23 protein-coding genes are annotated in these 22,606 nt (G+C 63.9%); 20 read left to right on the top strand and 3 right to left on the bottom strand.

The annotated features are described in order from the left end of the window. Positions 1-831 (top strand): TrmH family RNA methyltransferase, encoded by an 831-nt coding sequence (locus IEX78_RS22465; RefSeq protein WP_188831048.1) that lies wholly within the window; start codon positions 1-3, stop codon positions 829-831. On the opposite strand, the gene IEX78_RS22460 is transcribed toward IEX78_RS22465, so the two are convergent. Then, complete coding sequence (locus IEX78_RS22460; protein ID WP_188831047.1) at positions 828-1,385, bottom strand: TetR/AcrR family transcriptional regulator; 558 nt, start codon at positions 1,383-1,385, stop codon at positions 828-830. The genes IEX78_RS22465 and IEX78_RS22460 overlap by 4 nt on opposite strands. Positions 1,386-1,514: 129 nt before the next feature. Here IEX78_RS22460 and IEX78_RS22455 point away from each other — a divergent pair, with 129 nt between their 5' ends. Continuing rightward, positions 1,515-2,930 carry an MFS transporter gene (locus IEX78_RS22455; RefSeq protein ID WP_188831046.1) on the top strand — a complete coding sequence of 472 codons (1,416 nt, stop codon included), beginning with the start codon at positions 1,515-1,517 and terminating at the stop codon, positions 2,928-2,930. Between the two features lie 61 nt (positions 2,931-2,991). Here the strand turns inward: IEX78_RS22455 and IEX78_RS22450 are convergent, their stop codons facing one another. Continuing rightward, positions 2,992-3,207 (bottom strand): hypothetical protein, encoded by a 216-nt coding sequence (locus IEX78_RS22450; RefSeq protein WP_188831045.1) that lies wholly within the window; start codon positions 3,205-3,207, stop codon positions 2,992-2,994. Positions 3,208-3,425: 218 nt separating this feature from the next. Here IEX78_RS22450 and IEX78_RS22445 point away from each other — a divergent pair, with 218 nt between their 5' ends. The 17 genes from IEX78_RS22445 (at position 3,426) to IEX78_RS22365 (ending at position 19,266) form a co-directional block, all read left to right on the top strand. After that, positions 3,426-3,998 carry a Uma2 family endonuclease gene (locus IEX78_RS22445; protein WP_229684243.1) on the top strand — a complete coding sequence of 191 codons (573 nt, stop codon included), beginning with the start codon at positions 3,426-3,428 and terminating at the stop codon, positions 3,996-3,998. 138 nt (positions 3,999-4,136) lie between these two features. Continuing rightward, positions 4,137-5,258 (top strand): phenylalanine--tRNA ligase subunit alpha, encoded by a 1,122-nt coding sequence (gene pheS / locus IEX78_RS22440; RefSeq protein WP_188831044.1) that lies wholly within the window; start codon positions 4,137-4,139, stop codon positions 5,256-5,258. Between the two features lie 19 nt (positions 5,259-5,277). Continuing rightward, on the top strand, positions 5,278-7,779 hold the full coding sequence (gene pheT / locus IEX78_RS22435) for a phenylalanine--tRNA ligase subunit beta (RefSeq protein ID WP_188831043.1): 2,502 nt from the start codon (positions 5,278-5,280) through the stop codon (positions 7,777-7,779). 104 nt (positions 7,780-7,883) lie between these two features. Continuing rightward, on the top strand, positions 7,884-8,549 hold the full coding sequence (locus tag IEX78_RS22430; protein WP_188831042.1) for an SDR family NAD(P)-dependent oxidoreductase: 666 nt from the start codon (positions 7,884-7,886) through the stop codon (positions 8,547-8,549). Positions 8,550-8,578: 29 nt separating this feature from the next. Continuing rightward, positions 8,579-9,367 carry an alpha/beta hydrolase gene (locus tag IEX78_RS22425; protein ID WP_229684241.1) on the top strand — a complete coding sequence of 263 codons (789 nt, stop codon included), beginning with the start codon at positions 8,579-8,581 and terminating at the stop codon, positions 9,365-9,367. Positions 9,368-9,376: 9 nt separating this feature from the next. Next, positions 9,377-9,853 (top strand): hypothetical protein, encoded by a 477-nt coding sequence (locus IEX78_RS22420; protein ID WP_188831041.1) that lies wholly within the window; start codon positions 9,377-9,379, stop codon positions 9,851-9,853. 45 nt (positions 9,854-9,898) lie between these two features. Then, positions 9,899-10,921, top strand: coding sequence for a hypothetical protein (locus IEX78_RS22415; protein WP_188831040.1), 1,023 nt, complete (start codon positions 9,899-9,901; stop codon positions 10,919-10,921). Positions 10,922-11,275: 354 nt separating this feature from the next. Then, complete coding sequence (locus IEX78_RS22410) at positions 11,276-14,071, top strand: sensor histidine kinase (protein WP_229684240.1); 2,796 nt, start codon at positions 11,276-11,278, stop codon at positions 14,069-14,071. A gap of 29 nt (positions 14,072-14,100) precedes the next feature. Next, complete coding sequence (locus IEX78_RS22405) at positions 14,101-14,523, top strand: roadblock/LC7 domain-containing protein (protein WP_188831039.1); 423 nt, start codon at positions 14,101-14,103, stop codon at positions 14,521-14,523. Then, positions 14,520-14,954, top strand: a complete 435-nt coding sequence (locus IEX78_RS22400) for a DUF742 domain-containing protein (RefSeq protein WP_229684238.1) — start codon at positions 14,520-14,522, stop codon at positions 14,952-14,954. Before IEX78_RS22405 ends, IEX78_RS22400 begins: the two co-directional genes overlap by 4 nt. Before the next feature lie 16 nt (positions 14,955-14,970). After that, a complete protein-coding gene (locus IEX78_RS22395; protein ID WP_188831128.1) occupies positions 14,971-15,537 on the top strand; it encodes a GTP-binding protein in 567 nt (188 codons plus the stop codon). 77 nt (positions 15,538-15,614) lie between these two features. Beyond that, positions 15,615-16,088 carry a hypothetical protein gene (locus IEX78_RS22390; protein ID WP_188831038.1) on the top strand — a complete coding sequence of 158 codons (474 nt, stop codon included), beginning with the start codon at positions 15,615-15,617 and terminating at the stop codon, positions 16,086-16,088. After that, a complete protein-coding gene (locus IEX78_RS22385) occupies positions 16,085-16,378 on the top strand; it encodes a hypothetical protein (protein WP_188831037.1) in 294 nt (97 codons plus the stop codon). The genes IEX78_RS22390 and IEX78_RS22385 overlap by 4 nt, the downstream gene beginning before the upstream one ends. A 50-nt stretch (positions 16,379-16,428) precedes the next feature. After that, entirely contained in the window at positions 16,429-16,767 is a 339-nt protein-coding gene (locus IEX78_RS22380) for a WXG100 family type VII secretion target (protein WP_188831036.1), read from the top strand. Continuing rightward, on the top strand, positions 16,767-17,069 hold the full coding sequence (locus tag IEX78_RS22375) for a WXG100 family type VII secretion target (protein ID WP_188831035.1): 303 nt from the start codon (positions 16,767-16,769) through the stop codon (positions 17,067-17,069). Before IEX78_RS22380 ends, IEX78_RS22375 begins: the two co-directional genes overlap by 1 nt. A 3-nt stretch (positions 17,070-17,072) precedes the next feature. Further along, a complete protein-coding gene (locus IEX78_RS22370; RefSeq protein ID WP_188831034.1) occupies positions 17,073-18,530 on the top strand; it encodes a hypothetical protein in 1,458 nt (485 codons plus the stop codon). Between the two features lie 46 nt (positions 18,531-18,576). Further along, the gene (locus IEX78_RS22365) at positions 18,577-19,266 is read left to right on the top strand and encodes a pentapeptide repeat-containing protein (RefSeq protein ID WP_188831033.1); all 690 of its coding nucleotides are present in this window, start codon (positions 18,577-18,579) and stop codon (positions 19,264-19,266) included. On the opposite strand, the gene IEX78_RS22360 is transcribed toward IEX78_RS22365, so the two are convergent. Next, positions 19,267-19,557: a hypothetical protein gene (locus IEX78_RS22360; protein ID WP_188831032.1), complete on the bottom strand. Its 291-nt coding sequence runs from the start codon at positions 19,555-19,557 to the stop codon at positions 19,267-19,269. It lies immediately after the preceding gene. 254 nt (positions 19,558-19,811) lie between these two features. Between IEX78_RS22360 and IEX78_RS22355 the strand changes: the two genes are divergently transcribed. After that, entirely contained in the window at positions 19,812-22,604 is a 2,793-nt protein-coding gene (locus tag IEX78_RS22355) for a DEAD/DEAH box helicase (RefSeq protein WP_188831031.1), read from the top strand. Positions 22,605-22,606: the final 2 nt, after the last annotated feature.

Raw genomic sequence — 22,606 nt, 5'->3', positions numbered from 1 at the left:
TTGACGACGCATAGCGATTCGTCGAAACGACCCGCGGAAGCGCTCTCTGAGCGCAACCCGCGGGTCGTTTCCGCTGTCAAGCTCCAGCGGGCGGCCCAGCGCCGCAGAAGTGGACTGTTCCTCGCTGAAGGCGCGAACGCGGTCACCGCGGCGCTGGAAACCGGGCGCGTCCGCGAGCTTTTCTATTCTTTGGCCGCCGCCGAACGCGACAACGCGTTGATCGCGGGCGCGGTCGCCGACGGTATTCGCACGTCGATGGTTAGCGATCGGGCCGCCGAGCATTTGGGGGAGACGGTCACCTCGCCTGGGTTGGTCGCGGTGTGCGAGCAGGTCGACGTGCCGCGTGGTGAGATTCTCGACAACTCCCCGCGCATGCTTGCCGTTCCCGTTGAGATCGCCGAGCCGGGCAACGCGGGCACGCTCATTCGCGTCGCCGACGCGGTTGGTGCCGACGGCGTTGTGCTCGCGGGCGACACCGTCGACCCGCATAACGGCAAAGCCGTGCGGTCGAGTGCGGGCAGCCTGTTTCACGTGCCGGTTGCGCGCAGTCGCGATATCAATGCCACGCTCGACGCGATTTCTGGCGCTGGCGTCACGATTCTCGCGACAGCGGCCAACGGGGAAGTCTCCCTAGATGAGGCCGACGAGATTCTGTCGGGACCGGTCGCGTGGTTGTTTGGCAATGAGGCGCACGGGCTCGATCCCGCTGTTGCCGCGCGGGCCGATCACCGCATCCGCATCCCCATCCACGGGCGGGCAGAAAGCCTGAATCTTGCTGCGGCAGCGGCAATTTGCCTGTATTCGAGTGCGCGGGTGCAGCACGCGCGCTAGCTAGCGGGGTTGTTGCTGCCCTCGATGTCGACGAGCACTTCTTGCGCCCACGGCACCGCGATCGCATCGGGGCCAGCAACCTGCATCGCGGTCATGATCGTGAGCAGCATGCCGGTCGCGACAAAGGTGCGCGTGCGGTGGGTGTCGGCGCCGCTGAGTTCTTCGATCAGGCGGTAGATGCGGCCGAAGCGGTCGCGTGTGTGTTCGCCGATCACCGGGTCGGAGCTGCCTGCGACGCCGTGCAGAAGCACGAGGGGGAGTTCGCGTTCGGCGAGAAAAACGTCGAAACTCTTGCCGAGGGTGCAGAGTTTGTCCTCAACGTCGTCGTTGGGGTCGAGCTCGGTGGCACGAAAGACCTCTTCGATACGCCCGCACACCTTGTTGAGCGCGGCGACGAACAGCTGCTGCTTGGTGCCGAAAAGGCGAATCACGTAGGGCTGTGAAACCCCTGCCCGGCGTGCGATGTCGTCGGTTTTCGTTGCGGCATAACCAGATTCGGCGAAGGCTTGGACGGCAGCGGTGAGTACCTGCTCGCTGCGCTCGGCCGCGGTCATCCTCGTTCTCGTCGTCGCGTTCACGCCGCCCTCTCGTCGCCGTTGTCGAAAGATTTCTCTTGACATGTTATCAGCCGATGCATAAGCATGGGTTGCGTAGTTATCAGTCAATTACAACAAGGGCGGGTCATGACTCAGACACTTGAGCTCGACGACGCAGGGGTGCGTCCGAGCAAAGCCAAACCGGTCGGGGCGGTGATCGCGGCCGTTGGCATTCCGATGTTCATGGTCACGCTCGACAACCTTGTCGTCACGAACGCGCTGCCCGTGATCAAAACCGAACTGGGCGCGACACTTTCGGACCTGCAGTGGTTCGTCAACGCGTACACGTTGTCGTTTGCTTCGCTGTTGTTGACGATGTCGGCGTTGGGCGACCGGATCGGTCGACGACGTGTATTCCTCGCTGGCATCGCGCTTTTCGTTGCCGCGTCGGCGGCGTGCGCGATGGCGACGGAGCCGTGGATGCTGATTCTCGCGCGAGCGATTCAGGGTGCGGGCGGTGCTGCGGTCATGCCGTTGTCGCTCACGTTGCTCGCGGCGGCGGTGCCGGAGAAGATGCGCAGCGCGGCGATTGGCATTTGGGGCGGCATCGCTGGGCTCGGTGTTGCGGTTGGTCCCGTTGTTGGCGGCGCTGTTGTTGAAGGCCTGAATTGGCAGTGGATTTTCTGGCTGAACGTGCCGATCGGGCTGCTCGCGTTGCCGTTCGCCGCGCGGATGCTCGTCGAATCTCGCGGTGTCGCAAGGAAACTCGACCTGGTCGGGCTCGTGCTGTCGGCGGGTGGGGTGCTCGCGGTGGTCTGGGGTGTGATTCACGGCGCCGATGACGGGTGGACGTCCGGGCCGGTGCTGGGCGGCCTGATCGGCGGGGCGATCGCGCTCGCTCTGTTCGTCGGGTGGGAGTCGCGGGTCACTGATCCGATGTTGCCGCTACACATGTTCCGCTCGCGGGGGCTGAGTTTGAGCTACCTGGTCAGCTTCGGTTTCTCGGCCGGTGTATTCGGTTCGATCTTCCTGCTCGCGCAGTATTTCCAAGTGGTGCAAGGATATTCGCCCTTGGCGTCCGGAATTCGGACGCTTCCGTGGACCTTGGTTCCGATGCTCATCGCCCCACTTGCGGGCTTGGTCGTCGACCGCGTTGGCCCGCGCGTCCTGATCGCGGCAGGTCAGGTGAGCCTCGCGGTTTCATTGGCGTGGATGGCGTTGATCACGACCGTCGACGCCCCCTACACCGCGTTTGTCGCCCCGTTCGTCTTGGGCGGCATCGGCATGGGCCTCACCTTCGCCCCCGGCTCGACCATCGTGATGGCGAGCGCGTCCCCGGCTGACCAGGGCATGGCCTCGGGCATCAACAGCACGGTCCGCGAGGTGGGCGTCGCGATCGGAATCGCCGCCCTCGCTTCAGTTTTCGCTTCGCACGGTTCCTACCAGGATCCGCAGTCGTATGTTGACGGCTTGGTCCCAGCGGTGTGGGTCGGCGCGGGCTTGGTGGCGGCAGCAGCTGTGGCCGCAACCTTGCTGCCCCGAAAGGTGACCCAGGTTCAGTAGGCGCGAAGGCCGGACCGGGCGCGGCAACGCCCGGTTCAGGCCCTCGACGTGGGCGACCGGTTTACTCCCGCTCATCTGGGTCCGTCGACTCCTTCCGTTGCGAGTTCAGCAGGTTGGGGCACGGGCCCAAAGCGCGCGGGAAGGGGCCAGGTTGTGCGCCCATCGGGACGATGTTGAGTCCCGCGCGGCGCAACCCCGAGCCGGGCGGGGTCACGCGACGGGCGCGGGGCAGGTCGAAGTGGTGCGTCGGCATCGTTGCGTCCTGTCGGTCAGTCATCTCGGCAAACACGAATCAAGCGCTTTGATGACTTGGACGCTGCCTAGGACCCTTCGGTTCCGTAGATGACAAACTTTTTACGACACGCGCACGACAGGCCGTAAAACCGCCGTAGACCTGCGCGGATGGGTGTCTGTTCAGTCCATGAACAGACTCAAACGCGGCCCAGGTCACACCCGGTATCGTTGAACGCGGTAGGCCACATAAAGGAGCACCCAGTGTCTCTCCCCTCGATGCATCCGCAGCCCGGCAATCTCCGCGTCGTCGCTGAGGAGATCGAGCGCGCGACCGGACTGCGGGTGGAGATTCTCGGGGGGTCGCTAGTGATGTCGCCAACGCCGCGTGGCAAACACGCTGGCACAATCCGCCGCCTGCGTCAGCAGTTGGAGTTGACGATGCCTCCCGGCCTCGGGATGTATGAAGTTACGTCGATCGCGATGCCCGGCGACGATGACGACTACTGCACGCCCGACCTCGTCGTGCTTCCCGAAAGCTGGGACACCGACGACGAGTGGCTCGCCGACCCGCTTGATGTTGAACTGGCCGTCGAAGTGATTTCGCGGTCCGAACGCGCAACTCAGATCGCTGGCAAAAACGACTGGTACGCCGCCGCAGGTGTGCGCGCGCTTGTAGTCCTCGACCCACGAACCGGCAGGTGGGCGCACTTCGCGCAACCAAGCAGCACGGGCTATTGCGAGCTGATCGAGGGCAATTATGGCGAACCGATCGAGCTAAACCGCCCGTTCGACGTCACCGTCGACACCGCGTGCCTGCCCCTCTACGGGCAGTAGCGAACGCGCCCAAACGCGGCCGAAGGTAATCCGGATGAAGTGTGTCAGCCCTATCCCATAGGATTTATGCACCTATCGAAACGGGTCGGCGGTCATCGCGGCGCCCGTGCACCGATCCCCAGGGAGAGTCGAACAATCGTGGCCGACGACAACAGTGGAGTCGACGCTTTGACCGAGGAGGCGCTGGCCGCTGCCGCAGCCGAAGCCGAGAAGGCGTTCGCTGCTGCGGCCGACCTCGACGCGCTCGCGGTCGCCAAGACCGAGCACATCGGCGGTAAATCGCCGATCGCCCTCGCTCAACGTGCGATGGGCAGCCTGCCCAAGGACCAGAAGGCCGACGCTGGCAAGCGCGTCAACATCGCCCGCACGCGGGTGTCGGACGCGTTCGATGCCCGGCGCGCCGCGCTGCTCGAAGAGCGCGACCAGGCGGTGCTCGTCGCCGAGAAGATCGACGTCACGCTGCCCGCGAGCCGCCGCCCGGTCGGCGCGCGCCACCCCATCACCGTCATCTCCGAGCGCATCGCCGACGTGTTCGTCGGCATGGGCTGGGAGGTCGCCGAGGGTCCCGAGGTCGAGACCGAGCACTTCAACTTCGACGCGCTCAACTTCCTCCCGGACCATCCCGCGCGCACGATGCAGGACACGTTCCACATCGCGCCGTATCGACATGCACCCGAAGCGGGTCCTGCGGGCTCCGCTACCTCCTCCGGCCCTGACGCTTCGGGCGCGGAAGGCTCGCGCCAGGTACTGCGCACGCACACGTCGCCGGTCCAGGTCCGTTCGATGCTTGAACGCGACCTGCCGATCTACGTTGTCTGCCCCGGCCGCACCTTCCGCACCGACGAGCTCGACGCCACCCACACCCCGGTGTTCTCCCAGGTCGAAGGTCTCGCCATCGACAAGGGCCTCACGATGGCCCACCTGCGCGGCACCCTCGACGCGTTCGCCCGCGCCCTTTTCGGCGACGAAACGCGAACGCGGATGCGCCCCAACTACTTCCCGTTCACCGAACCGTCGGCCGAGGTCGACGTGTGGTTCCCGGACAAGAAGGGCGGCGCTGGCTGGGTCGAGTGGGGCGGCTGCGGCATGGTCAACCCAAAGGTGTTGATCGCCAGCGGAATTGACCCCGAGGTGTATTCCGGCTTCGCCTTCGGCATGGGCATGGAACGCACGCTGCAATTCGGCAACGGCATTCCCGATATGCGCGACATCGTCGAGGGTGACATCCGCTTCACCCTGCCCTTCGGTATCCAGTCCTGAGCAGAAAGCGAATCATCAAGTGCGAGTAGCACAGTCCTGGCTCAGCGAGATCCTGACCCGCACCACCCCCGAATGGTCGGTCACCCCGGAAGAGCTCGACGCGGGCTTCGTTCGCGTCGGGCTTGAGGTGGAAGAGCTCGACAAGTTGCAGCCCATCGGCGGCGATATCGACAAGCCGCTCGTTGTTGGTCGCGTTGAGGAAATCACCGAACTCACCGAGTTCAAGAAGCCCATCCGCTTCTGCAAGGTCGACGTCGGCAATCCCGAATTGCAGGAAATCGTCTGCGGCGCACGCAATTTCGCCGTCGGCGACCTCGTCGTCGTGATCCTGCCCGGCGGCGAACTGCCCGGCGGCTTCAAGATTTCGTCGCGCAAAACCTACGGGCATACGTCCAACGGCATGATCTGCTCGGTCGCAGAACTGGGCATCGGTAAGGACGCCGACGGCATCCTCGTCCTCGAACCCGGCAGCGCCAACCCCGGCGACGACGCGAACGTGCTGCTCGGCACCGACGACACCGTCATCGAACTCAACGTCACCCCCGACCGCGGTTACTGCTTCTCGGTGCGCGGCCTCGCGCGTGAGTTGGCGTGTGGTTCCGACCTCGAATTCGCCGACCCGGCCGTGCGCACGTTGCCGAACAGCGCAACCGAAACGCTGCCCGTGCGGATCGAACCCGACACGGCCGCAACACGTTTCGGCGCGCGTCGCGTTACCGGGGTCAACCCGAACGCGGTCAGCCCGCTGTGGTTGCAGCGTCGCCTGATGCTGTCGGGTATTCGCCCCATCTCGCCCGCCGTCGACGTCACCAACTACGTGATGCTCGAACTCGGCCAGCCGTTGCACGCGTTCGACGCGGCCAAGCTCACCGGCGGCCTCGTTGTTCGGTCGGCGAATACCGGCGAAACCCTGCGCACCCTCGACGGTGTTGAGCGCACGCTCGACGCGGAAGATGTTGTGATTGCCGATGATTCGGGTGTCATCTCGCTCGCGGGCGTGATGGGCGGCGCGAGCACCGAGGTCGACGACACCACAACCGACGTCATCCTCGAAGCTGCCACCTGGAACCCGCTGCGCATCTACCGCACGTCGCGCAGGCACAAGCTGGTTTCCGAAGCGGCGAAGCGCTACGAGCGCGTTGTTGACCCCGAAATCAACATCGCCGCCCTCGACCGCGCGGCCACGCTGCTCGCGGACATCACCGGCGGCACCATCAGCGAAACGCTCACCGACGTGCGCCTTCCGCTCACGCAGGCCGAGCCGATCAAGATGGACATCGACCTGCCCGACCGCGTCGCTGGCGTCACGTACCCGGCTGGCACGTCGGTGCGTCGCCTCGCGCAGATCGGCGCGACCGTCGAAATCGAGGTCACCGACGCGGGCAAGACGCAGCTGTCGGTTACGCCGCCGAGCTGGCGCCCCGACCTCACGCAGCCCGCTGACCTGGTCGAAGAGGTGCTGCGCCTGGAGGGGCTTGAGCAGATTCCGTCGATTCTGCCGTCGGCTCCGGCCGGTCGTGGACTCACCGCGACGCAGAAGCGTCGTCGCGCTGTCAGCCGCGCGCTGGCGTTCGCCGGTGCCGTTGAGGTGCCCGCGCCGGTGTTCCTGCCGGGTGGCGTTTTCGACGTGTGGGGCCTTGACGCCGACGATCGGCGTCGCAACACCGCCCGCGTGCTCAACCCGCTCGACACCGAGCGTCCCGAGTTGGCGACTACCCTGCTGCCCGGCTTGCTTGAGGTGGCCGCGCGCAACATCTCGCGTGGTGCCCGCGACCTCACGATCTACGGCATCGCCCAGGTCGTGCAGCCGGGGGAGTCGACGCATGCGGTCGAAGCGCTGCCGGTCGACCGTCGTCCTACCGACGAACAGATCGCTGAACTCATCGCGTCGCTGCCCGCGCAGCCGGTGCATGTCGCGGCGGTGCTGAGCGGTCGCCGCGATCCGCGTGGGCCGTGGGGCCCGGGTCGGGCTGCCGAGGCTGCCGACGCGTTCGCCCTGGTCGACGACGTCGCCGCTGCCGCTGGCGTGGTCATCGAACGTCGTGCCGCCGCGCATCTGCCGTGGCATCCGGGTCGCTGTGCTGAGCTGGTTGTCGACGGTCAGGTCGTTGGTTACGCGGGCGAGCTGCATCCCGCGGTGCTTGAGCGTTCGTCGTTGCCGCCGCGCACGGCCGCGCTGGAACTCAACCTCGACGCGCTGCCGCTCGTCCAATCCCGTCCTGCCCCAATGGTTTCCGCGTTCCCTGCGGTCCTGCAGGACGTGTCGGTGAGCGTCGATCGGGCGGTTCCGGCCGCTGAGGTCGAGGCCGCGTTGCGCACCGGTGGCGGCGAGCTGCTCGAAGACATCGCGCTGTTCGATGTCTATGAGGGCACGCAGGCCGGTGAGGGCCGCAAGTCGCTCACCTACGCACTGCGCTTCCGCGCGCCCGACCGCACCCTCACCGAAGACGAGGCCAGTGCGGCCCGCGACGGTGCGGTGGCGGCGGCAGGCGCGGCAGTGGGCGCTGAACTGCGCGGATAGTCGCGATCGGGAGACGTCGCCGCAGGTGTGGCGGCGTCTCCCGAAACGCCCGCGCGCACCGCGCCTCCGCAGCTCAGCGCCCCGCGCGTTATACCCTCGCCCGCATGTCTGTCATCGCCATTGTGGGAGCTGAGGCCGATCTTGCCCGTGCGGTCGCCGAGCAGTTCGGCGGGCACGGATTTCATGTCGCCCTGGTGGGGCAGGGGCTTGATGAGCTGGCCGTGAACCTGTCCGGCAACGGCACGCACGCGACCGCGTTCCCCTGTGTGATCGCCGATGGGGCCGCGCTCACCGCGACGATGACCGACGCCGTCACCGCGCTCGGCGCGATCGACGTGCTCGTTTTCTCCAACCGCGACGTCCTCCCAACGACAACGGCGATGGAAGCGCGACCCGAAAACCTGCGCCCCGAACTCGACCGCCATTTCTACGCGGGCGTCACCGCGACGAATGCGATCCTGCCGCCGATGCTCGAATCCGGTAGCGGCACACTGTTTTTCGTGATTTCCGGTGCGGCAATTCACCCCGACCCCGCCTTCGCGGGCAGTAGCGCCGCACAAGCCGCGCTGCGCAACTGGACCCTCGGTTTGGCGCAGGAACTCAAGCCGGTTGGTGTCGCCGCGACGGCGGTCGTCATCGACGCCTACCTCGGCACCCAACCGCCCGCACCGGGCATCGACTTCCTTAGCCCAACACACCTCGCCGAAAAACTCTGGGCGCACCACACCGGCGACCCACGCGCGGAAGTGGTGCTGACCGGGAGTAAGTAGCGTCAGCAGCTACCGGCTAGGTTGACACCGTGCCAAAGCTGTCACCGCGAACCCTCGTCGACCCGATCATGAATCGGCTGATCTTCCAGCCAACGCCAGGTCTGCCGGAAACCCCTGCGGCGCACGGGATTCCGTTCGAAGACCTCACGCTTCGCACCGAAGACGGCGTTCACATCAACGCCTGGTTCGTTCCCGCCCAAGGCAAACCACGCGCACACCTGCTCTACGCGCACGGCAACGGCGGCACTATCGGCGACCGCGTCGCCATCATCGCGCTCCTCACCCGAGCCGGTTTCGACGTCCTCGCCTTCGACTATCGCGGTTTCGGCAAGTCGGCTGGCAGCCCCACCGAGCGCGGCACCTACCTCGACGCCCGCGCCGCCCGACAGGCACTTCTCGACCACGGTGCTGACCCGAATCGCCTTGTCTACCTTGGGAAATCGCTTGGCGGTGCCGTGATGCTCGAACTCGCGCAGGAGTTCCCACCCGCCGCGTTGATCTTGATGTCGACGTTCAGCAGCATGCGCGACGCCGCCAAATCGGTCTACCCGATTCTGCCGAAACCACTGATCCCCAACGCGTACCCGAGCGTCGACCGCATCGCCCGCACCCACGTACCGCTGCTGATGCTGCACGGCACCGACGACGAACTCCTGCCCATCGACCACGCCCACCGCCTCTTCGCCGCCGCCAACGAGCCCAAACGCATCGAAGTCGTCGCGGGTGCGGGCCACAACGACGTGATCGCCGCGCTCGGTCGCCGCTGGACGGACCTGCTCGGTTCCTGGACTGACCAGGTGCTCGCCGCCGCTGAGTAGTCTCGGGCTATGAGCGAAACCAGCGAGATCCTCGCGCGACTCGCCGCGCTGCCCGACGCCGACCTCGTCGCGATCATGCGTGCCGCGATCGCGGGCCGACCGGGCCTTACCGAGGTCGGCACGGCCCTCACCCGCGTCGCGTCCGGCAATACCGACCCGGATGCTCCTGTGACCCTCGACACCGTCGATGCGGAGTTCGTCGAGCCGACCGACACGTCACACCAGGTCGGGACCACCTTTGCGGTACCGCCGGTACCAACATTGCCAATCACGCCCGCTACCGGCGGATATACCGCTGGCGGAGTGCCGACATTCGACTCCGTTCGCGGTAAGGTCGAGCGGCGCTTCGGCATCGCGCAGGGCTCCGGTGAACTCGATCAACAGACCCCGGCGGGTCGCAGCGTCGAAGAACAGTGGGAGGCGCGCGAGAAAGCCGGGCGTGATCGACTCGAAGAAATTCGAAAGTCGATGCGCGACAACAAATAACGCGTCTCCCCACCGCGAACAACCGTGATTGGGTGGACAAACTACATGACGCAGCCGCGCCAGATCGCCGAACGACTGCTTGACGCGCAGGTCGAATTCCTGCTCGCGCAGGTGACCGGCGAACGGTTCGCCGAGGTAATCGCCCGTGACGTCGCCGCCGTGCTCGCCGTCGGCGACACGATCGCCTTCGGCGACGTCGTTTCGCTGGAACAGGGCACCGAAACCGTTGCGACAGTGGTTGATCGGATGGGCGGCGCACCCATCCTCGCCGACACTGTCGGTCTGTTCTCCGATGCGATCTACGACCACATCGCCAGCAACACCGAGTACTCGCTTGGCGACGTCGTCGACCGCGAACCCGTAGAAGCGTTGCTGGCCAAGATCTTTGGCATGCACCAGGCGCAAGAACGCATCCTCGATCGACTCACCGAGAGCCCCCTGGTCGCCACCGTCGCGTCGCGTTTCGTCGACAAACTCGTCGGCGATTTCGTTTCCGTCAATATGGAACGGGCCGAACGCATTCCCGGTGTCTCGTCGCTGATGTCGCTCGGGCAGTCGGCGGCGAACCGTGCGAAGAAGGCCGCCGAGTCCACCTTCGTTGGCGATTTGGCAGGCAAGAGCGCCACTTTCGCGCTGAAGCGCACCAATAACGCCATTCAGGAAATGCTGCGCGACGCGCCCGTGCATTCGGCGGCGATGGAGTTTTGGGACCTGCACGCGGGCGAGTCTGTCTCGGGCTTGCGTGAATACCTCACGCAGAAGGATCTCAACGAACTCGTGCAGTTGTGCTACGAGATCGCGGTCACCACACGCGAGAAGGAATACTTCGGCGTACTGGTGAACGAGTGCGTCGCGGTGTTCTATGACCGCTACCGCGACCGGTCGCTGTCGGCACTGCTGCCGGAACTTGGCTTGTCGGCTGAGGACGTCACGGGCGAAATCCTGCGCTACGGCCCAGCGATCATCGAATCGGCGAAGCGCGACGGGGTGCTCGCGGGGCTTATTCGCGAGCGCATCGAGCCGTTCTTCTTCTCCGATGAGGTGCTGGGCATTCTCGGCGCTGAGTGAAGTAACGCACAATCGCGAATTCCCCGCAAATGTGGGGGAATTCGCGATTTTTGTTCATACAATTGCGGTTAAATGTTCGACGTTCGTCCATCCTTTCGTTGTGGGGCTCGTCACGAAAGTCGTTGCCGGGCATAGATCTTGCGGTGAACGCGCTGGTCACCTGCGGGTTTACCGCGCGGTGAGCTTTTCGACATACAGCACCCCATTAATGTCGGGCATGTTTAGATCAGTGCACGAAACCCGTTCTTACACCGTCTCGAATTGACCAAGTAAAGGTCAGCGGTGCAAGTTGACACCTGACTTTCCCAGGCGCGCCGAGAATTTCGCATCGGCGCCTTCCGTGAGGAGCAGGTGGTGCGTTCACATTCCCGTCAGCAGGCCGCGCGCGGCAGGCTGATCCGGCCGCGCACCATTTCCGGTCAGCTCGCCCGACTTCTCGCCGTTTCCCTCGTGCTCGTCCTCGCGCTGCTTGGGCTCACGATGGCTGGCCAAATCAGCGCGTATCGGCGGAGTGGTGAGACGGTCGACGCGGTCGCCGTCGCGTTGTCGGCGCAGGATTTGGTGCATCACCTGCAGCGCGAACGCGGGCTTAGCAACGGCTTGCTCGGCAGCGACGCGCGACTGACGCAGTCGGACGCGAGTCAGCGCCAGGCTGCCGACGTTGCACAGTCGGTCGCGAATCAGCGGGTGGCTACCGACGGGGCGTTGCGTGCGGTGAGCGGCATTGTCGCGGCTGAGCCGCCGGGCGCGAGCGAAGTACGTTCCGCCCTAGGACATTTGGCGACGCTGCCGAGCGTGCGCTCGCAAGTTGACACCCGAACCGTGTCGCGCCAGGCCGCGTTCCAGTTCTACTCCGACGCCATCGACGCCCTCAACCGCCTCGCGCTCGGACTCGACCAAGCGCGCGATCCCGTTGTGCGACACGGACTTCAAGCCCTGTACGCCCTCGGCGACGCGAAGGAATTCACCGCGCGTGAACGCGGCTTCCTCAACGGTGTCTTCGCCGCGGGCGAGTTCGGTGCGGGGGAGTACGTGCAGTTCCTCGACATTCGCGCCGCCCGCACGGCCGCGCTCACGCAATTCGACCGGAACGCGACAGCGGAACAGCAGCAGCGGCTCGACGCGGCGATGTCGGGCGAAAATGCCGCGCGGGCAAGTCAATTCGAGAACATCGCGATCGCGTCGCTCGCTGGTCCGCTCGTTGAGTCGGTCGACCCGGCGACGTGGTGGGCGCGCATGACCGAGGTCATCGACCAGCAGCGCGTCGTGCAGCAAAACGTTGGCGACGACGTGCGCGACCGTGCCGCTGACCTGCGTCGCGACGCCGCGCTGTTGCTCGCGGCGTTCACCTTGGCCGCGCTGGTAGCGGTTGCTGTCGAGGTCATGTTGGTGATCGCGAGCCGTCGCGCGATTGTGCGCCCGCTCGCCCAACTCGCCGCCGAAGCCGACGATGTCGCGTCGAGTCGGCTGCCCGGCGTGATCGCGGCGTGGCATCAGGGTGACGAGCAGCCCGAGCCGCCCGCCGCCGTTCGCACGCCACAGGGCGCGAGTACCGAAATCGCCGCTGTCGCAAGCGCTCTCGACCGCGTGCAGACGACCGCGTTCGACCTCGCGTCCGAACAGGCGTTGGTGCGCCGCAACACCACCGAGTCGATGGCCAACCTCGCGCGCCGCAACCAGAACCTCGTCCGCAGGCAGCTCGGTCTGATCAGCGAATTCGAACGCGAGGAACTCGACCCGAAAGCCCTGTCGAACCTGTTCGAACTCGACCACCTCGCCACCCGCATGCGCCGCAACGCCGAAAGCCTGTTGGTGCTGGTCGGCGAGGCGAGCCCGCGTCGCTGGGCCGAACCGATCGCGCTCACCGACGTGATTCGCGCTGGCCTGTCCGAGGTCGACGACTACCGTCGCGTTGTGCTGCGGCGCGTTGACGACGTCGCGGTCGCGGGCGCGGTGGTCAGCGAACTCGCGCACGCGCTTGCCGAGCTGATCGAAAACGGGCTCGCGTTCTCGCCGCCCGACCTTGAGGTTGAGGTGTATGGGCGGAAGGTCGCAGGCGGTTATCTGCTCGCGGTGGTTGACCACGGGGTCGGGATGTCGGCCGAAGCGCTGGCGGAGGCGAACGCGCGGTTGCGGGGGGAGCAGGACTTCATCGTCGCGTCGACGCGCTACCTAGGGCACTACGTGGTTGGGCGGCTCGCGGGGCGATTGGGGATCGAGGTTGAGCTGAACACGTCGCCGGTGAGCGGGATTGTGGCGCGGTTGTTGTTGCCGCCGAGCGTGCTGGTTGACCCGAACGCGCGACCGGTGGAAGGGACGCGCAACGGGTGGGCTGAGCCTGTTCGCGACACGACGCCGGTCGCGGGGCTTGGTTCCGCTGAGGACACCGCACCCGCGCGGAATGGCACCGTGCAGCCCGGGGATGGCGACATGGGCTCGCTCGCGTCGCGCATTGACGCTGGGCATGGTCACGGCGGGCCTGCTTCGCTGGGGAGCGATCGGGCCGCGCTTGAGACGCGCAACGGTGCGACGCACGGACGAGATGACGGTGACCGCGCGCGGACCGGGGTAGCGCACGCCGACACTGGCTCTGCCGAATCGATGAATGGTCATGGCGGCGCAAACCGACCGGTCAACGGGTTCGGCGCGCCGCGCCACAGTGCGGACAGCCGCGCTGACGCTGGCGGCTCGACGACTCCCGACGACGGCGTGTACGCGCGATTCGTTTCGGGCGCGGCGTCGCCGGTCGACCACGCGGGCCCGGTTGACCGGAATGGGTCGGCTGACACGTCGACCGTCCGCCAGATGCCGAATGGCCGTCGAGACACGGTGAGCCCCAACGGTTCCGGTGCGCCTCGCGGTCCTCGTCCGGTCGCCGGGCCGATCCCGCGCGGCGACGACATGGGCCGCCCCGCCGTTGAGCACGCTGCGGGCAGCGGCCAGCCCGTCGAGCACACCCGCAACGGTCTCGTGAAGCGCAGCAAGCGCGCGAAGATCACCGGCTCGCCCGACCGTCCGCGTTCCGAAATCACGCAGAAACTGCCGCCGGTCGTCGAGCGCACGCCCGACCAAACCCGAAACATGCTGTCTTCCTTCCGCATTGGGCATGAACGCGGAGCTGACACCACCTTGCCCGACCCCACTCACTGATCGATCGGATCAACCCCAGGAGCACGCGAATGACCGCCCCAACCGCAGACCCGCACACCTTCAACTGGCTGCTCGGTAACTTCGTCAGGTCAACCGATGGCGTCCGCGACACCGTCGCCGTTTCCTCCGACGGACTGCTCATCGCGATGTCAGACGGCCTTGACCGCGCGGGCGCTGACCGCCTCGCCGCGATGGTGTCTGGGCTGTCGAGCCTCGCCCGAAGTGCTTCGCGCAGTTACGCTTTCGACGGCTTGAAGCTGATTATGATCGAAATGAAGCGCGGTTTCCTGTTGGTGTCGGCGCTGGGCGACGGTAGCTGTCTTGGCGTGATCGCCGACGGCGCGTGCGACGTTGGTCTGGTTGGCTACGAGATGGCGGTGCTCGCTGAACGCGCAGGGGCGCTGCTCGACCCGCAGTTGATCGGCTCTCTGCGAGAGTCGTTGCGCAGGTGAGGAATTCAGAGCAACCGCGCTTGCCCGACCCGCGCATGATTCCGATGAATCGGACCGTCGGGTGGCAGGAACAAGCGATTCCTGAGCCGGTGACGTCGCCTGATGCCGACGACGATCGTTTCGTTCGCCCGTTCGTGCTGACCGCGGGTCGCACCGTCCCGCTGCTTGACGGACTCCGCATCGAAACCCTCGTCCAGGCACCACCTTCCGCGCTGTCGGCGCCGTTGCGTTTCGAAGAGCACACCGTCGTGCGCCTGTGTATCCGCCCGCACTCCATCGCCGAAATTGGTGCGGCACTTCGTGTTCCGATCGGCATCGCGAAGGTAATCGTCAGCGACTTGGCCGCGGCAGGCCACGTATCGGTCCGCGACGCCCCCGAGCTGTCAACGGCCGCTATCGAGAGGATCCGTGATCTTGTTCGCGCACTCTAATTCCCGCACCCCGGCAATGCCGTCGTCAGTGAAAATCGTGGTCAGCGGCGGTTTCGGCGTCGGCAAGACCACCTTCATCGGCGCGATCTCCGAAATCGAACCGCTGGTGACGGAGGCGTCGATGACCGAGGTATCGATCGGCGTTGATGACCCGGGCCGCCGCGCCGAAAAGACCGCTACGACAGTGGCTTTGGACTTCGGCCGAATCACCCTCGACCAGTCGCTGATTCTCTATCTTTTCGGTACCCCCGGCCAGGATCGCTTCGTCTTCCTGTGGGACGACTTGGTAGACGGCGCATTGGGCGCGATCATCGTGGTCGACACGAGCCGCGTTGAGGATTGCTACCCGGTACTTGACTATTTCGAGGAACACGGCACCCCGTTTGTGGTGGTAGTAAACCGTTTCGCCGACGCGGCCCACTTCGAATTAGCCGAAGTACGCGAGGCTTTGGGCCTGGACGAGTGGATTCCGGTGGTGGAGTGCGACGCACGATCACGCGAGTCGGTGCGCGACGTTTTAGTTGCACTTTTGGAGCAGGTTTTGCTGCATTCGATGGAGCCGAGGCAGCGGGAGGTGAGCTAGGAGTAGCTACCTGGCTCACCGGCCACGAACGCACATTCGTGCTCGACAGGCATGAACATTTAAAGTACTTTAAAAGTATGCGTACCGAGGTGTCCTTCTCCGACCTACAGCTTCGCGGCAAAGCCACCGTTGAGCGGCTTCGGCGTACCCCTGGGCAGTCGCTATTAGTTCGGCGACGCGATGACGAGGATCTAGTGCTTACGACTGCGGCGAGAGCTGAGATGGCGCAGACGGCCGCCTCGGTCACGACGCGGATGTTCGTTGCGATGATGCAGCGCGATCCCGAAGCGCGGCGGCTCGTCACCGACGTGCTACCGGAAGTGTTTCCGTGGGTGGAATTCCTCCCGCGCGAATATGTACAAGAATTTGTCCTTGAGCTGGTCGCGACCATGCGAGCCGCCGATTCGTTGGAGAACCCCGCTCCTGTTGTGCTGGTCATCGAAGGGTGGCGGCACACAGCTGAAGCACTGGCTGACCCCGAGCTCGCAGCGCTGCTCGCCGCACCAACGGACGGAGACTTCGGGCCCGTTCCGGAACCGGAGGCTCGGTGAGTCCGAAGCGTGGGGACCGGGTCGCGCCACCTGCCGCACCCAGTGGCTGGGAACTACGGTTTGCCTCAAGCGATGCCGCTAAAGGTTGGGAAGACCTCTGCCAGCAGGCAGCGGCGAACACGCTCGCAGCGTGGACCGAATTGCGCAACCGGGACACGTTCGCTGTGCAGTCTCCTCGCCACCACCGGCTGAAAGGGCCGCTTGCCTCCGCGAGTCACGGTGGGCTGGATTTGCCGCAGTGGCAGATCGAGATCACCGGCCCGAGCTTGAGTGCCTCCGGTCGCGCTTAGCTTTGTAGTCCGGCTAAGCTCTGCGGTGTTCTGTCTCTGGGAGGGGGCTCATGTCAAGCGAATCAGGCACGCCTGCACAAGATTTCGCGATAGTGCCGGACGACGTTACGGACGCGGGAGCGTACGTCCAGCAGGTCGCGGAGTCGTTGATCAACGGCCTCAACTCTCTGGACCGGGAGATCACCGGTGTGCTATCGAACTGGACGGGCGGCGCGGCAACGGCGTTCAGTGGCGGATGGAGTGAAACGAAGGAAGGCGCGGCGACCGTTCTTAATGCGCTCGCGACTATGGCCGAACTGCTGGGCGCGACGAGCAAAGCATTCGTCAGCCAAGACACCGTGAACGCCGCTGGTCTCAGTTCACTCAATCTTCCGAAGCTGAATATCTAATGTCCGACGGTTCAGGCGAATTTTCCTTCGATCTCGACGAACTCGACCAGCTTGCCGCACGTGTCAACGGATTCATCGGCTTTCTCGCTGAAAGCCTCGACGGCCTCGATAAACGCATGGCTGCCATTCAGCAAAACTGGCAAGGTGCTGCCGCGGAAGCTCAGGAACAAGCATTCCGGAAGTGGGCGATCGGCGCAGCCGAGGTTCTTGAGGGAATAACCGAGATGCGAGCCGCAGTAGTGACGGCACACGATGCCTACAAAGCGGCATCGGACGCGAATCTAAGAATGAGCGGTGGCTAGTTCGTGGTTTCAGTCTGGCCTCAGTCCTACGAGACAGCTGCGAAAGAGTGTTATGCGCTCGCTAAGGAATATCAGACCGTATACAACCCGCTGCAAGGTGTGCTCCTCGATGTGAGCGCGATGGCTGGCGGCTATCAAGCGGTGAAATCGTGGTCGAAATCGTACGATCAGCGAGCGAGTGCACTGGTGTTGGTGGCTACCGGTCTCGTACGCGCATTGCAGCACTTCGGCGACATTTTGACGGCGGCCGAATACAACTGGAAGGCTGGGGAATATAACGCTAACGAGGGTGCAAATAGGGGCGAGCGCCCGGCGCTTCCTGGCGGATTTCCATCCGAGCTCCCGTACAGTCCGGACAAGGTTGTTGGGATAGCATCATCCGGCAGCAACAGTCGAGGCCTCGAATCTGATATCCCTGACCTGAGGGATAGTGTCGCCGCTCTAATACCTGGCGGGGAAATCCCAGACGGTGACACCGATAAACTCGCGCGCGCAGCGACCGCGTTAAAAACATTCGCCACTTCGACACCTGTCGAGTTTGGGAGCTACCGTCTGAAGCAGGTAGCGGCGGGGTTGCAACGGAACTACGGCAAGGAAAGCCGAGACATTCCAAACCTCGTCGCGCACCTTGAGACGATGGCTACCAGCGCGCACGACCTTGAGACCGCCGCGAAAGACATCGCCGCGGCGACGGCAGCGCACAGCGAACCGCTGTCGACGATGCGCACAGATATGAATAACCGCTTCGCCGCTGTTGTGGTGGGCGCTTCGATCGTCATCGCGCACTCATTGGTAACCATCAGGAAGAGCCGTTCGGTCGACCAGCTGGAACCGGACGTGATGAAGATTGCGGCATCGGCGTTGGCGACGCCGATCAACACGTTCCTGACGACGTTGAGCGGGTTGACGTTCAGCACGGCGGTTCTGGGGGTCGGCGACTTGCCCACCATCGAGGGGCTGGTCATCGTGATAGTTCCGATAGACGGGCGGGGCGGAGACGGATACAAGACACCCGCAAAGGGAACGGCGGAGTACGAAAAGCGCATAGCTGAATTGGCCAAAGACCCGGCGCACGGCGGAGAAGTCACGCCAAAGTCTCGGCGTGAAGCAGAGGTCGGTCTTGAATTGGAAAGGCGTGGCGACCTGAAGGGGCCAATTGAGCGTGCACAGTTCGTCAACGGCAAGGACATGGGTGAGTTCAAAGATGCGAATGGCCAATACTGGGACGTCAAAGCACCGACTGATACCTTTCAACAGGGACCTTATGCGGGCCAGCCGATGCCGCCGGGGACACGTGGCATCTACGACCGGGCGCAATTGGAACAAAAAATCGAAAATGAACTGTATGAGGGTGAAAACGTCATAGTCGATACCAACAACTTGTCTGCGAATGGAGCCGCAGATCTCAGGGCGCTAATTGCAAGCAGGCCGGAATGGGCAGGCAAGGTCGTCATTTGCTAGGGATGTAGTGGTGGAATGCGTGCAGGAGTACGGTAGGATGAGGAATGTGACGGGATACGCGTTCGATGAATATGATGCGGGGAAATATTCCCTTGACGTGAAGGTGTGGCCTACGGATCGCGATGCTCGGGCTGCGCTTATGGAGTATCTCGAAGCGCGCTCCCACGACAAAATGGCCACCCTCGCGGCGCCATGCATGAGATTCACGGGAGCAGATCTGAGTGGGATGGATCTTGCCGAGGCTTACCTGTTCGGTGCCGACCTTGATTTTGTCGCTATCGCAAACGCTGACTTGAATCGAGCCACGATCACCGGCGCAAACATGGAAGGCGCAAACTTCTCCGGATCGTATATGCATAAAGTTGAGGCGGACGAAGTTCATGGTCCCCGCTCGCGGTTTTCTCGTGCGAATCTTTTTCGTTCGAGTTTTGTGAGCAGCGACCTCTTTTGTGCGGACCTATCTGATGCGCAACTCAGCTCGACGTCCTTTGCGCGCTGCAACCTCGCTTCGGCGGATATGCGTGGATGTCAGTTCGGACCATCTCGCACACGTCTTTCTGGTGCGCGCATGAAGAATGTCAAGCTGGAAGGTGCGGTTGGCGTGGTCGTGGGTCCGGTGTTCGTCGACGACGAGTTATCTCTGAACGGGCGCGACTTGCAAGAGTGGTTTGCATCTTGCGGTGCACCAAATGTCAGTGTATGGGTCGCTGAGGACCTTGGCCAAAATCTGTCTTGATCATTGGTCATTGACGACGCCAGATCGCCTGCCGCCCAGCCCAATCAAATGCGAGACCCCCACAATCACCAGGTATAGAAGTACCGGCGGTCCCAAAACCACGATCGCCATCACGAGAAAGTATGGCCAGAACGGAACAATCGGGAGGACGAGCATCCCGCCACCGATCCGACGTGGAATTCCTCGGAACGCCAACAGTCCAAGGGGAATACCGATCTCCGGAACTAACCAAAGGCCGCCCGCCGGATGAATGCCGTGCTGGCCAAACAACATCCACACAGCAAAGAGCACGACTGTTCGCGCACCGCTCGCATTGACCAGAACGAGTGCGCCACAGGTGCTTACCATTGATGAGCGTCGCGAAGCGAAGGTCCTCAAGCATTACCTCACCCCGCTGGGGGCAACTCAGCGCCGGTGCCGCCAATGCGGTGATGTGCCGCAATGGTGAGCATGCGGCTGCCCCGTCGCCGGGTTAGCGCAGAGTCGACCCGCGCGTCCTACTAGGGTTAGGGGCTGGTTCGGTCAAGGTGTCTAAGGAGTCCTGGGTGTCAGATATCGCCGCTGGTGAGCGTGTGGTGGTTCGTGACGAGGAGTGGCTCGTGCGTTCGGTGCGAACCACCGAGCGAGGGCATACCCGGATCGAAGTGACCGGGATCGGTGGGCTCGTTCGCGACCAGGATGCTGTCTTCTTTGATTCGTTGGACGAATTCGAACGTCAAGATCCGCGTGAAGGAAAGCTCGTTCTCGATGAGTCTGCTGGGTTTCGGCGGTCCCGGCTGTGGCTGGAGTCAGTGCGCCGCACTAGCCCGATCCCGACCGCTGAAACGCGAATCGCAGTGGGACATAGGGGACTCCTCGACCGGATGGACTACCAACTGCGACCAGCGGCGCAGGCGCTGCAGAACCTACGTCCGCGGATTCTCATTGGCGACGCTGTGGGTCTGGGTAAGACCTTGGAGATCGGCATCCTGCTCTCGGAGTTGATCCGACGGGGCCGAGGCGAACGAATCCTGGTGGTCACTCCGCGCGCGGTGCTCGAACAGTTCCAACGCGAACTCTGGACCCGGTTCGCGATTCCGCTGATCCGGCTGGACTCTGGCGGTATTCAGAAGGTCAAGCGGGATTTGCCGAGCTCACGCAATCCGTTCAGTTACTACAAACGTGTGATCGTCTCGATTGACACCCTTAAGAATCCGGCCAAATACAAGCATCATCTTCGCAACCACCGGTGGGACGCGGTGGTGATCGACGAATGCCATAACCTGATCAACCGTGGAACTCAGAATAACGAGCTTGCGAATCTGCTTTCTGCGCAGACTGACGCGTTAATCCTTGCCAGTGCGACCCCCCACAACGGCAAGGCCGAGTCGTTCGCTGAGCTTGTGCGGCTTCTCGACCCGACGGCGATCGCCGATCGCACTGAGTACACCGCGAAGGACATCGAGCATCTCTATGTCCGCCGCCATCGCAATTCGCCGGATGTCAAACTCGATGTGGCGCACAAATGGAAGGAGCGCCGAACTCCGCAGGTAGTAGAGGTAGTGCCGAACGGTCCAGAGGTTGCGGTGCTCCGTGAGCTTGAGGATGTCTGGCTGCACCCTGAGGGCGAAGCCGTCACAGGGCCGGGTCGTCAACTGTTTCCATGGACCCTGTTCAAGGCATTCCTTTCGTCGCCGAAGGCGTTGCGCACCAGCGTCGGTCGTCGGCTGAAGTCCAAAGACTCAGTGACCGCGGCCGAGATCGACGCTCTGCATCGCCTCGACGAACTTGCGGCTGACGCTGAACTCGCAACCCCAAGCAAGCTACTGGCATTGGTCGACCACCTCGAAGCCATCGGCGTCGGCAAGGGTTCTACCACCCGCGCCGTGGTGTTTTCCGAACGCATCGACACTCTCGCCTGGCTCGAAACAGAACTCGCTAATCGTCTGAAACTGCCAAGAAAAGCTGTGCAGGTGCTGCACGCAGGTCTCCCGGATGAGCGGGTGCAATCTGCAGTCGAGAGCTTTGGGCAGGCAGGCTCCGATCTTCGGGTGCTACTCGCATCAGACATGGCCTCTGAGGGACTGAACCTGCACAAGGAATGCCACCACCTCGTGCACTACGACCTGCCGTGGTCGTTTATTCGGATCCAGCAGCGCAACGGCCGCGTTGACCGCTACGGACAGCTGTTTGAGCCGCAGATTGTCGCGCTGGCGCTGACTAGCGACGCTGACGGTATTCCGAGCGATCTGCGGGTGGTTACCAAGCTGCTGCAGAAGGAGCATGAGGCAAATATCGCGCTCGGCGACGCTGGAGTGCTGCTCGATGTGCACGATGCTGAGATCGAGGAGAAAACAGTCATCCAGGCAATGCGCGATGGCCGCGACCTCGACCAGGTGATTCCTGATCCCACACCTGCCGCATTGAATCCTTTTGCACGCTTGCAGGTTACGGGCGGTGCGCACACTGGGGATCCCACGCCGGAGCTCGTGCCGCAGCGATCGCTTTTCGAAGACGACGATAACTACCTTGCGGATGCCGTGGCCGATTTGGCGGCTGAACCCGGCGGGCACCGACTGGACGTGACTCGTGACGAAGACCTGGACATGGTGGCGTTCAACCCGCCAGAGGATCTGGTGCCGCGGTTCCGAGATCTACCCTCGGAGTATCTGAGCGAACAAGAAATCGACAAGCGATTGCGCGTTTCCGCCGGTGTCGAATTCGCGCAGGAGCGTCTGGACAAAGCCCGCAAGTCAACCGAAAGCGCTTGGCCGGATGTGCATTTCCTGGCGCCGATCCATCCGGTGCTCGACTGGGCGGCCGATCGAGCGATATCGCGCTTCCACCGCAACGAGATCCCGGTGCTGTCTGGCAACGTCCAGGAGCCGGTGTTCCTGACGCAGGCGGTGTGGTCGAATTCGCTCGGCCAGCCAGCCATCGCGCATTGGGGTGCGGTACGCGGCTTGCCCGCCGATGCCGAGGTCGGCGATTTCGACGAGACTATCGACCGGGCTGGTATACGTGAGGACGCGACCAATAGCGGATTCTCAACGCTCGACCTGTCAACCCTGCAGAGCTGGGTTCCTGTCGCCGTCGATGCTGCGACCACGCATATCCGTGAGCGGCGCGACAGCTTCGAGGCGGATCTTCTGCATCGTATCGATGAGTATCGCCGTGGGTTGAAGGGTTGGGAGCAGACAGCCCTCGGCATCGTGACAGAGAACGGCCGCCGCACCGGCTCCCGGCTGACGATCGAGGCGACAGTCGACGAGTCGACCGCGCTGATCGATGCGCTCGCCGCCGATGGTGACCCGTTCATTCGCGTCGTCGCCGTGATCGTCCCGAAAGCAGGTAGCTGAGC

It is taken from the genome of Nocardia camponoti (assembly GCF_014646135.1).
Taxonomy (GTDB): domain Bacteria; phylum Actinomycetota; class Actinomycetes; order Mycobacteriales; family Mycobacteriaceae; genus Nocardia; species Nocardia camponoti.
This window is presented reverse-complemented; position numbering and strand designations above follow the sequence as displayed.

Coding starts and splice junctions, on each gene's coding strand:
- IEX78_RS22460 (WP_188831047.1), bottom strand. CDS start 1,385: ATGACCGCGGCCGAGCGCAGCGAGCAGGTACTCACCGCTGCCGTCCAA.
- IEX78_RS22455 (WP_188831046.1), top strand. CDS start 1,515: ATGACTCAGACACTTGAGCTCGACGACGCAGGGGTGCGTCCGAGCAAA.
- IEX78_RS22450 (WP_188831045.1), bottom strand. CDS start 3,207: ATGACTGACCGACAGGACGCAACGATGCCGACGCACCACTTCGACCTG.
- IEX78_RS22430 (WP_188831042.1), top strand. CDS start 7,884: ATGTCTGTCATCGCCATTGTGGGAGCTGAGGCCGATCTTGCCCGTGCG.
- IEX78_RS22420 (WP_188831041.1), top strand. CDS start 9,377: ATGAGCGAAACCAGCGAGATCCTCGCGCGACTCGCCGCGCTGCCCGAC.
- IEX78_RS22415 (WP_188831040.1), top strand. CDS start 9,899: ATGACGCAGCCGCGCCAGATCGCCGAACGACTGCTTGACGCGCAGGTC.
- IEX78_RS22405 (WP_188831039.1), top strand. CDS start 14,101: ATGACCGCCCCAACCGCAGACCCGCACACCTTCAACTGGCTGCTCGGT.
- IEX78_RS22395 (WP_188831128.1), top strand. CDS start 14,971: ATGCCGTCGTCAGTGAAAATCGTGGTCAGCGGCGGTTTCGGCGTCGGC.
- IEX78_RS22390 (WP_188831038.1), top strand. CDS start 15,615: ATGCGTACCGAGGTGTCCTTCTCCGACCTACAGCTTCGCGGCAAAGCC.
- IEX78_RS22380 (WP_188831036.1), top strand. CDS start 16,429: ATGTCAAGCGAATCAGGCACGCCTGCACAAGATTTCGCGATAGTGCCG.
- IEX78_RS22375 (WP_188831035.1), top strand. CDS start 16,767: ATGTCCGACGGTTCAGGCGAATTTTCCTTCGATCTCGACGAACTCGAC.